Genomic DNA, 9,836 nt, shown 5'->3' with positions numbered 1-9,836 from the left:
TAGGCTTCTTCATTTGAAAATTATATCGCTGAAAAAACCTTTACAGATAGGTTTGTGCAACAAAGCCGTTTTAAACTAGTCATACAATTTCAATACGGCGCTTAAAAAAAATCTGGTATAGTGTGGGTCAATTAAAATCTCTGTGATTTAGCCAGATTTTTTAAAACTAACTTTAAAACTTATTTGATGGTTGATAAAAAGTAAGACAACTGTTTTAAGAGTAAAGTTTTGATTTTAACTTCTTGGCCAAAATACAACTGACATCTGTATGGAATAAGTTTTTTGAATAGGGTTGAAAATGTCTATAGATAACCATCAATTAGAATTAATTGGCAGAAAACAAGAGCTTTTTGTTGAAGATATTCAACATTGGAATGATAAATTAATTGAAATTGTTTCAACCTCGAAGTTTTTGGTTCTAGGCGGTGCGGGTTCAATTGGACAGGCTGTTGTCAAAGAAATTTTTAAGCGCAATCCTTTGAAGTTGCATGTTGTTGATATATCAGAAAATAATCTAACTGAGGTTGTTCGCGATATCCGAAGTTCCTTGGGTTATATTCATGGTGATTTCCAGACATTTGCATTGGATATTGGTTCTATAGAATATGATGCTTATATCCAGAATGATGGTGACTTTGATTACGTTTTAAACCTTTCTGCTTTAAAGCATGTACGTAGTGAAAAGGATCCATTCACTCTCATGCGTATGATCCATGTTAATATTTTAAATACTGAAAAAACCATTCAGCAATCGATTGAAAATGGTGTAAAAAAATATTTTTGCGTTTCAACAGATAAGGCTGCAAACCCTGTCAATATGATGGGTGGGTCAAAACGTATTATGGAAATGTTCCTTATGCGTCAAAGTCAGCAGATTGATATTTCAACTGCCCGTTTTGCCAATGTTGCATTTTCCGATGGTTCTTTATTACATGGTTTTAACCAACGTATTCAGAAAAATCAGCCGATCGCTGCGCCAAATGATATCCGTCGTTATTTCGTTACTCCTAAAGAATCTGGTGAGTTATGTTTAATGTCATGCTTATTAGGTGAAAATAGAGATATTTTCTTCCCTAAGCTAAGTGAACATTTACACTTGATTACTTTTGCAGACATTGCGGTTAAATATCTGAATAACCTTGGATATGAGCCGTATTTGTGTGAGTCAGAAGACGAGGCCAGAAGCTTGATTGAAACCTTGCCAAAACAGAGTAAATGGCCTTGTCTATTTGCAGGAAGTAATACAACTGGTGAAAAAGACTTTGAAGAGTTTTTTACAGACAATGAAGTGTTGGATATGCAACGCTTTAACAATTTGGGTGTAATCAAAAATCCACTCAATGTTGAAGAAGATAAGTTGCATGTATTCGAAGAAAAAATTCATGCGATGCTTTTAAATAAGCAGTGGAATAAAGAAGAAATTATTGATCTATTTAACTATATGATGCCTAACTTTGGACACAAAGAAACAGGCTTATATTTAGATGGGAAAATGTAATGGATACTTCTAAATTTAATCAATTTGTACGAGATATTTATCGTACTAATAATTTTATTCCATTACATGAACCGCGTTTTCTTGGTAATGAAAAAAAATATGTATCAGATACGATTGATAGTACTTTCGTCTCTAGTGTTGGTGCGTATGTAAACGACTTTGAAGCTAAGGTTCAACAGTTTACAGGCTGTACTAAAGCTATTGCGACTGTTAATGGAACCGCTGCATTACATATTGCTCTCTTACTAGCTGGGGTAAAGCGCGATGATATCGTAATTACGCAAGCTTTGACATTTGTCGCAACGTGTAATGCCTTGTCGTATATTGGTGCAGAACCATTATTTATTGATGTTTCATTGAAAACACTTGGTTTATGTCCAAAGGCATTAGACAGTTATTTACAAGAAAATGCTTTTATTGATGACCAGGGTGTGTGTAAACATAAAGGAACTAATAAGCGTATTTCTGCAATCGTACCAATGCATACATTTGGCCATCCTGTAGAAATTGATGAGCTTCAACAGGTTGTAACCAAGTGGAATATTGCATTAGTTGAAGATGCTGCTGAAAGTCTAGGTTCTTACTACAAAGGTAAACATACCGGAACTTTTGGTTTAGTTTCAGCACTTAGTTTTAATGGAAATAAAGTCATTACCACAGGCGGCGGCGGTATGGTCTTATGTCAAGATGAAGAACTTGGCATAAGAGCGAAGCACATTACGACAACTGCCAAAATACCACATCCCTATGAGTTCTATCATGATGAAAATAGTTTTAACTACCGGTTACCTAATTTGAATGCTGCTTTAGGTTGTGCACAAATGGAAAGCTTAGAAGGTTTTCTTGTTAAAAAGCGTAATTTGGCACAGCAATATCAAAATTTCTTTAAAGATAGTGATATTTCATTTGTTGTAGAGCCAGAAGACTGCCAATCTAACTATTGGTTAAATGCCATTATTTGTAAAAATAAAGCCCAGCGTGATTTGATTTTGGATGAAACCAATTCAAATAAAATTATGACTCGTCCAATCTGGACTTTAATGACCAGATTACCAATGTACCAAAATGCATTACAAGGCGATTTAACTAACTCATTATGGTTGGAAGAAAGAGTTGTAAATATTCCAAGTTCGGTTCCTGTGGAGTAATGAGAATGAAAAAAATAGCCGTTTTTACAGGAACTCGAGCTGAATATGGTTTGCTGTATTGGTTAATGCAAGATATTCAGCAAGATCCAGAGCTAGAGTTACAAATTCTAGCTACAGCTATGCATTATTCACCTGAGCACGGTGAAACTTGGAAAACTATTGTACAAGATGGTTTTGAAATTACTGAATCGGTAGAAATGCTGCTGTCATCCGATACATCGTCTGCTGTTGTGAAATCAATGGGTGTTGGCTTACTTGGATTTGCAGATGCATTGAAACGTATGCAACCTGATTTATTGGTTGTTTTGGGGGATCGTTTCGAAGCTTTGGCAGTGACTCAAGCGGCTTTAATCATGCATGTACCTGTTGCACATTTGCATGGCGGTGAAATTACTGAAGGGGCATATGACGAATCAATTCGTCATGCAATCACCAAAATGTCCAATATTCATTTTGCTGCGGCAGAAGAATATAAGAAACGAATTATTCAGTTAGGCGAGCAACCAGAAAAAGTATTCAACGTTGGTGCACTAGGCTTGGATCATATCCAACGTACAACATTTAAAAATATTGCAGAATTGAGCGAATTATATGATTTTGATTTTTCAAAACCATATTTTCTCATTACTTATCATCCTGAAACTAATTTACTAGAAGAAAATGTTGCGCCTTTATTTGATGCACTTAAGCACATAAAAGATGTCAATTTTGTTTTTAGTTATCCAAATGCCGATAATGGTAATACTAACATTGTGAAAGCAATGCTTGATTTAAAAGCACAGTTGCCAGATCGTGTATTACTTGTAAAGAGTTTTGGTATTCAAAATTATTTAAGTGTTTTGAAAAATGCTTTAGCTATGGTGGGTAACTCATCAAGTGGCTTGTCAGAAGCTCCAGCGTTACAGGTTCCAACAGTAAATATTGGTGATCGTCAAAAAGGACGTTTGCGTTGTGAATCTATCCTTGATGTTAAATTAGACAAAAATGAAATTTTAGATGCATTGCAAAAAGCAATTAATTCCCCAGATGATGAATTGAGTCAAGTTGTTCCACCTTTAGGGCTTGGCAACACTTCTCAGAAAATAATTGAACTTATTAAAACGACGGATTTTAAAAAGAAGGCGCCATTTTATGATCTTTAATCAAGACGAAATTTATGTTATTGCAGAAATTGGTGTAAATCATAACGGTTCTGTCGAGTTGGCAAAAGAGCTTATTTTAAAAGCTAAAGAAAGTGGAGCAGATGCTGTTAAATTTCAAACCTTTAAGGCTGAAGAGGTTTTGTCTGATCAAGCAGATATGGCTGCATATCAAAAAACGAATACGGGTAAAGACTCTAGCCAATTAGAAATGGTTAAAAAGTTAGAGTTAAGCTTTGAAGATACTAAGACATTAAGAGATTTTTCTGAGAATAATGGAATCACTTTTATTTCTACTCCGTTTGATAACGATAGCTTAGATTTTCTTTCAAATGATTTAGATGTTCCTTTTTTGAAAGTGTCTTCAGCAGATATTTCTAATTTACCATTTCTTTATAAAGTTGCATTAACAGGAAAACCTGTAGTGCTTTCAACAGGAACAGCGAGTTTAGGTGATATTGAAAAAGCATTATCAGTATTTACTTATGTTATTGAGTATGGCAAGACGGAATTACCAACGGTTGAAAAGTTAAGGTTGTCTTATGCTAAACAAGCTAATCGACAAGCTCTAAAAAATAAGATTGTAATTTTACATTGTGTAACACAGTACCCTGCAACATTAGAAGGTAGTAACTTACTAGCTATTTCAACGATACAAAATGCTTTTGGCTTAAATGTAGGATATTCAGATCATACATTGAATGAATATACTGCTATTGCAGCAGTAGCATTGGGTGCAACAATTTTTGAAAAGCATATTACATTAGATAAAAAAATGGACGGCCCAGATCATGCGGCATCTATGGAAATTGATGATTTTAAAAGATACGTTTCGACTTTACGTAAGATAAAGTTAGGCCTTGGTGATGGTATTAAATTTATGCAAGAGCAGGAAAAGGATAATTTCTCACTAGTTAGAAGATCATTAGTTGCGCGTAAAGATATTAAGCAAGGTGAAATATTTACAGAACAAAATATCGTGGCTAAAAGAGCAGGAAAAGTACAGTTATTGCCAGAACAGCTTTGGGAGTTGCTTGGAACTGCTGCAACGAAAAACTATAAAGTTAATGAGTTAATTGAGAAATAATATGATCAAGTTAGCGATTTTCGGAACTAGCGGGTTCTCTAAAGAGGTCCTTGATATTGCATATGATCAGGGCTATGAAGAGTTTGTTTTTCTAACAAATGATGTGTTATCAGAGAATAATATATTAGGGTTTCCAATTCAAAATGAATCATCAATCCCTGAGCTATGTAAAACAGGATATAAGTTTGCAATAGCAGTTGGTAGTGGTGTGATTCGAGAAAAAATCTTTAAAACATATCCTGACTTGCAATATCCAAATTTGATTCATTCAAGCGTAACTTATGGTTATGGTATGAAAGAAGAGTTTGCGAATTCAAAGGGCTTAATTATTGCTGCTGGTGTGAGGGTGACAACCTGCTGTGAATTTGGCAATTTTATTGTTTTAAATTTGAATGTAACTGTTGGGCATGATTCTGTTTTAGAAGATTTTGTGTCAATTATGCCCGGAGCGAATATTTCAGGTAATGTACATTTAGCATGTAAGAGTTATGTTGGTACAGGCGCAACAATTTTACAAGGCAAAGATGAGAGTAATCGTATGCTCATTGGTACTAAATCTGTTGTAGGTGCTGGTTCAGTTGTAGTTAAACCTGTAGCAGAGGGAGTTGTTGTAGTTGGAGCTCCTGCTAAGGAGCTAAAACGTGATTAGAGATGTTAATAAAATAGTTTTGCATAAAAATGATACGGTTTTGAAAGCATTAGAGCTACTTGATTTATATGCTTTAAGAATTGTTTTGGTTGTAGATGATAACAATCAGTTAATCGGTAGTATTACAGATGGTGATATCCGTAGAGGTCTTTTAAAAGGGCAAGATTTACATGCACCTGTTGATACAATTATGCATACCAACCCATATAGCATTGAGGAAGGTAGCTTAGATAATCGTCAGATTTTTGAGATCATGCGTGAAAAAAGCTATCTGGCATTACCTATAATTAAAAATAATCAACTCGTTAATATTATTACGCTTGATGATTTGATTCGTAAAAAGCGCAAAGAAAATCCAGTTTTTATTATGGCTGGAGGTTTTGGTACGCGTTTGCGCCCACTTACAGATACATGCCCGAAACCGATGTTACCTGTTGGGGGTAAGCCTTTACTAGAAACCATTATTTCAAGCTTTAAAAATCAAGGTTTTTACAAATTTTATATTTCTACCCACTATTTACCAGAAGTGATTAATGAGCATTTTGGTAATGGCGAGAAGTTTGACGTACAGATTCAATATGTACATGAAACTGATCCACTTGGTACAGGCGGTGCATTGAGTTTATTGCCAGCATCAGATATTAAATTGCCATTCATTGTGATTAATGGTGATGTATTAACAAATATGAATTTTGAAAAATTATTGGATTTTCATGAAAAGCGTGAAGCTATTGCCACGATGTGCGTGCGAGAGTTCCAATATCAAATTCCTTATGGCGTAGTTAACTCTGAAGATAATGTAATACAAAGCATGACTGAAAAACCAAGTTATTTCTTTGATATTAATACAGGTATTTATGTCATTTCACCTGAATTGTTGGCTCAAGTTAATGCACAGTTTATTGGTATGCCAACTATCTTAGAACAGCAGATGGAAAAGAAAAATAAAGTCTTAAGCTATCCTTTACATGAATATTGGCTTGATATTGGGCATATGGAAGACTATAACCGTGCGCAAAAAGATATTATTAATTTAGATTTTGGTAAGTTCTAATGATAGGGCAGTATCGAGTTACAGCTTTGATTCCTGCACGTGGTGGCAGTAAACGTTTACCGCGTAAAAATGTAAAATTATTGGGTGATAAACCTTTAATTGCATGGTCGATAGAGGCAGCTAAAGCATCTAAGTATATAGATCGAGTAATTGTATCAACTGATGATGAAGAGATTAAACAGGTTTCTGAGCAGTATGGTGCACAAGTGCCATTTTTGCGCCCAGAACATTTGTCAAATGATCATGCATCAAGCTTCGATGTTATAAAGCATGCCATTGGTTTGTTACAGTTGGATCAGCCAAATGAACTTATTGTTTTGCTTCAGCCTACATCTCCTTTACGTTTGGTTTCGGAGTTAGATACTGCGTTAGAATTTTTTATTACGAAAAATGCTAAAGGTATTGTTTCGATTTCGGAAACTGAGCACAGTCCAATGTGGTCAAATACATTACCAGAAAATGGCTGTATGTCTGATTTTATTCGACCGGAAGTACAGGGCAAACGAAGTCAGGACCTACCTAAGTTTTTCCGTTTGAATGGTTCAATCTATATTTACGAAGCTCTATCTTTGTTAGAACAAGCCAAATTTTTTTTTGATGAAAATGTTTATGGTTTTGAAACACCTTTAGAGACAGCTGTTGATATAGATACAGCATTAGATTTTTTTGTTGCTGAACAGATATTGAGTAGTAGATAAAATGAATTTATATATAGTTGAATCTCCATTACAAGTAATATGTGCATATGAATCAATTTTAGAAAATAAAGAAAAAAATTATGATTTTTATATTAGATTAACAGGTAGAGGTAAAAATGATTTGCATACAATTTGTTGCGCAGAATTTTTCAACATAAGATATAAAACTTTTAAATTTTCCCCTAATAGTTTGAAATTAGACTTTATATTAAACATAGGTTTATGGGTTAAATTTATTTTTTTAAAGAGAGATGCTGTTTATTTTGGGAGTATTTTTTCCAAAACCCTAAACTTTATTAAAAATATTATTAAATATAATGAAATAGTTTATTTGGATGATGGGGCTGCGACTTTAAAAGCATATGATTTAATGTTTAAAAAAGATTTTAAAATAGAAAATTTATTTACTTTTTTTAATTTGAAACCCTTGTCAGGTCAAAATATTAGTGTACATAAATTAAATGGGATTAAATCCAAGTTAGATAGTAAAAAAAGTAAAGGATTATATTTTATAGGTCAGCCATATGAGAACATGTTAGGGTTTTCTAAGGAAGAGTATATTATGAGTGTGAGTAGAGCCGCTTTAAATTGTAAAAAAGGGGAGTATTTGAATTATATACCACATCGAATGGAAGATATTAGTATAATCAATGATATTGATAATGTTAAAATTTTAGAAATTGATATGCCTATAGAATTGTATTTTATTAAAGAAAGTGATTTTAGTCCACTTTATATTTACTCTTGTTACTCAACAGCTTTACTCACCTTGAAGTTGTTATATCCAGATGCCTTTATATATGCTATTAAACCTGAAAAGAGCAAAATAAATGAGCTAGACTCAATATATTATTATTTTGAAAAAAATGGTATTAATTTGATTTAGTTTTTGAAACAGTTATTAATATATGAAAATTATCAAAGATAGTATAATTTATTTGCTTTCAGAGTTCATAGCTAAAATAACACCTTTTTTAATTATGCCGTATCTGGCTAGAGTTATGGGTGCTGAAAATTATGGAATTTTATCTTACTATCAAACAGTTATTATATTAATAATAATATTTATTGGATTAAGTCAAGAAGGGGCTATAACAAGATCATATTATAAGTATGGTGTTAATTCTTTGAATTATATTGTGGCAACTTGTTATATATATAATGTATCTATTTCACTTTTACTAATTATTTTTTTCTTTTTTTTGGGCTTGTATGATTATATCATTTTAACATTGATAGCTAGTTTTCAATCATTATTTAGTGTGCAGTTGGCAATCAGACAATGTCAGAAAAAGGCGAAAGAATATTTAAAATTGCAGTTTTTAAATTTTATTTTTTTGATTAGTAGTCTTTTGTTTTTTATTAAAATGAATAGCTTTGATAATTTGAAATCATGGTTATATTCCTTGCTATTTACTTATATGGTTTGTTTTTTTATTGGGCTTAAGGATTTTAAATTATTAGGTAGAAGAAAAATAAGTTTCAGAATTTTTAAATTAAATTTGATTTATTTTATTTCATTTGGGGTTCCATTATTATTACATCAATTGAGTGTTTTTGCTAAAGGTAATTTTGATAAAATATATATTTATAATTTTTTTGACAAAAATGAATTAGGAGTTTATTCAATAGGTGTGCAATTTGCAAGCCTAATTTCGGTAGGGTTGATGGCTGCAAATAAAGCAATTGTACCTTACTATTTTGAATATCTCAAAAAGGGTAAGATTACAAATAAAATTGTTTTTAAATATGCTTTGATAAGTTTTCTTTTTGTTCCTATACCTATATTGTTTTTTAAAATCGTACCAGCTGAATTTTACATCTATTTATTGGGAAAAGAATTTGAGGGTGCTAAAGGTGTGGTTGAAATTTTCTCACTATCATTTATGTTCTTATTGCCATACTTAATATTTGTTAATTATCTATTTTACATGGGTAAAGTTTTAATTATAAGCTGTATTTCATTTATATCTATTTTATTCTATCTTGCGTTTTTAATTTACTTTTCTAAATTTGGTGTATTTTATATTCCTTACTCTATGTTGATAGGTAATATTGTGCAGGTTTTACTATTAGGATGTTATATTTTTTTGGGATTAAATAAATGCAAATAATTATATTGGTTTTAATTGCATATTTATTTATGCCAGTTGTAGGTATTTTTCTTCTTCTCGTTACTGGTGAAAGTGTTGTGGCTGGAGATGTTACAGGTGCGCTTTTATTCCACAACTTAAACTATTCAATTATAGTAATCTCTATAGTTATATTATCATATTTAAAGAAAAGAAAAAATGAAATTAATTTTGTGGCTAGTAATAAGGATTGTAGAAGTGTTTTTCGTGCAGCAGTATTAATGACATTAATCTGTATTATTGTTTTTATGTTCTCTGGTTATGATTATCTTATTAAAGGTGTTAATCGAGGAGATATTAGAGTTGGTTTTGGTTTATTTGGTTTTTTTTATAAGTGGTTAACAATTTACGCTATACCAGTTTTAATGTTGATTACTACTATTTTATTCATTACTAATAAAAAAATAAAGAAAAAATTAATAATATATATT

General features: G+C 32.0%; 10 protein-coding genes. All 10 read left to right on the top strand.

Features of this window, described 5'->3' with window-relative positions; genetic code table 11:
* Nucleotides 1–298 precede the first annotated feature (298 nt).
* Entirely contained in the window at nucleotides 299–1,498 is a 1,200-nt protein-coding gene (locus ACY3FQ_RS18010) for a UDP-N-acetylglucosamine 4,6-dehydratase (protein ID WP_489774596.1), read from the top strand.
* Complete coding sequence (locus ACY3FQ_RS18005; protein WP_489774595.1) at nucleotides 1,498–2,646, top strand: LegC family aminotransferase; 1,149 nt, start codon at nucleotides 1,498–1,500, stop codon at nucleotides 2,644–2,646. Before ACY3FQ_RS18010 ends, ACY3FQ_RS18005 begins: the two co-directional genes overlap by 1 nt.
* Nucleotides 2,647–2,651: 5 nt before the next feature.
* Nucleotides 2,652–3,788 carry a UDP-N-acetylglucosamine 2-epimerase gene (neuC, locus tag ACY3FQ_RS18000; RefSeq protein ID WP_489774597.1) on the top strand — a complete coding sequence of 379 codons (1,137 nt, stop codon included), beginning with the start codon at nucleotides 2,652–2,654 and terminating at the stop codon, nucleotides 3,786–3,788.
* The gene (neuB, locus tag ACY3FQ_RS17995) at nucleotides 3,778–4,872 is read left to right on the top strand and encodes an N-acetylneuraminate synthase (protein ID WP_489774594.1); all 1,095 of its coding nucleotides are present in this window, start codon (nucleotides 3,778–3,780) and stop codon (nucleotides 4,870–4,872) included. The genes neuC and neuB overlap by 11 nt, the downstream gene beginning before the upstream one ends.
* Before the next feature lies 1 nt (nucleotide 4,873).
* A complete protein-coding gene (locus ACY3FQ_RS17990; protein ID WP_423089974.1) occupies nucleotides 4,874–5,521 on the top strand; it encodes a PglD-related sugar-binding protein in 648 nt (215 codons plus the stop codon).
* Nucleotides 5,514–6,575, top strand: a complete 1,062-nt coding sequence (locus ACY3FQ_RS17985) for a nucleotidyltransferase family protein (RefSeq protein WP_489774593.1) — start codon at nucleotides 5,514–5,516, stop codon at nucleotides 6,573–6,575. Before ACY3FQ_RS17990 ends, ACY3FQ_RS17985 begins: the two co-directional genes overlap by 8 nt.
* On the top strand, nucleotides 6,575–7,273 hold the full coding sequence (locus ACY3FQ_RS17980) for an acylneuraminate cytidylyltransferase family protein (protein ID WP_489774592.1): 699 nt from the start codon (nucleotides 6,575–6,577) through the stop codon (nucleotides 7,271–7,273). Before ACY3FQ_RS17985 ends, ACY3FQ_RS17980 begins: the two co-directional genes overlap by 1 nt.
* A gap of 1 nt (nucleotide 7,274) precedes the next feature.
* Nucleotides 7,275–8,159, top strand: coding sequence for a hypothetical protein (locus tag ACY3FQ_RS17975; protein WP_489774591.1), 885 nt, complete (start codon nucleotides 7,275–7,277; stop codon nucleotides 8,157–8,159).
* Between the two features lie 22 nt (nucleotides 8,160–8,181).
* Nucleotides 8,182–9,387 carry an oligosaccharide flippase family protein gene (locus ACY3FQ_RS17970; RefSeq protein ID WP_489774590.1) on the top strand — a complete coding sequence of 402 codons (1,206 nt, stop codon included), beginning with the start codon at nucleotides 8,182–8,184 and terminating at the stop codon, nucleotides 9,385–9,387.
* On the top strand, nucleotides 9,378–9,836 hold a 459-nt coding region (locus ACY3FQ_RS17965; protein ID WP_489774589.1), incomplete at its 3' end, for a hypothetical protein. The genes ACY3FQ_RS17970 and ACY3FQ_RS17965, both read left to right, overlap by 10 nt.

The sequence above is a fragment of the Acinetobacter sp. AB03 genome (assembly GCF_058107045.1).
This window is presented reverse-complemented; position numbering and strand designations above follow the sequence as displayed.

Coding starts and splice junctions, on each gene's coding strand:
- ACY3FQ_RS18010 (WP_489774596.1), top strand. CDS start 299: ATGTCTATAGATAACCATCAATTAGAATTAATTGGCAGAAAACAAGAG.
- ACY3FQ_RS18005 (WP_489774595.1), top strand. CDS start 1,498: ATGGATACTTCTAAATTTAATCAATTTGTACGAGATATTTATCGTACT.
- neuC (WP_489774597.1), top strand. CDS start 2,652: ATGAAAAAAATAGCCGTTTTTACAGGAACTCGAGCTGAATATGGTTTG.
- neuB (WP_489774594.1), top strand. CDS start 3,778: ATGATCTTTAATCAAGACGAAATTTATGTTATTGCAGAAATTGGTGTA.
- ACY3FQ_RS17990 (WP_423089974.1), top strand. CDS start 4,874: ATGATCAAGTTAGCGATTTTCGGAACTAGCGGGTTCTCTAAAGAGGTC.
- ACY3FQ_RS17980 (WP_489774592.1), top strand. CDS start 6,575: ATGATAGGGCAGTATCGAGTTACAGCTTTGATTCCTGCACGTGGTGGC.
- ACY3FQ_RS17975 (WP_489774591.1), top strand. CDS start 7,275: ATGAATTTATATATAGTTGAATCTCCATTACAAGTAATATGTGCATAT.
- ACY3FQ_RS17970 (WP_489774590.1), top strand. CDS start 8,182: ATGAAAATTATCAAAGATAGTATAATTTATTTGCTTTCAGAGTTCATA.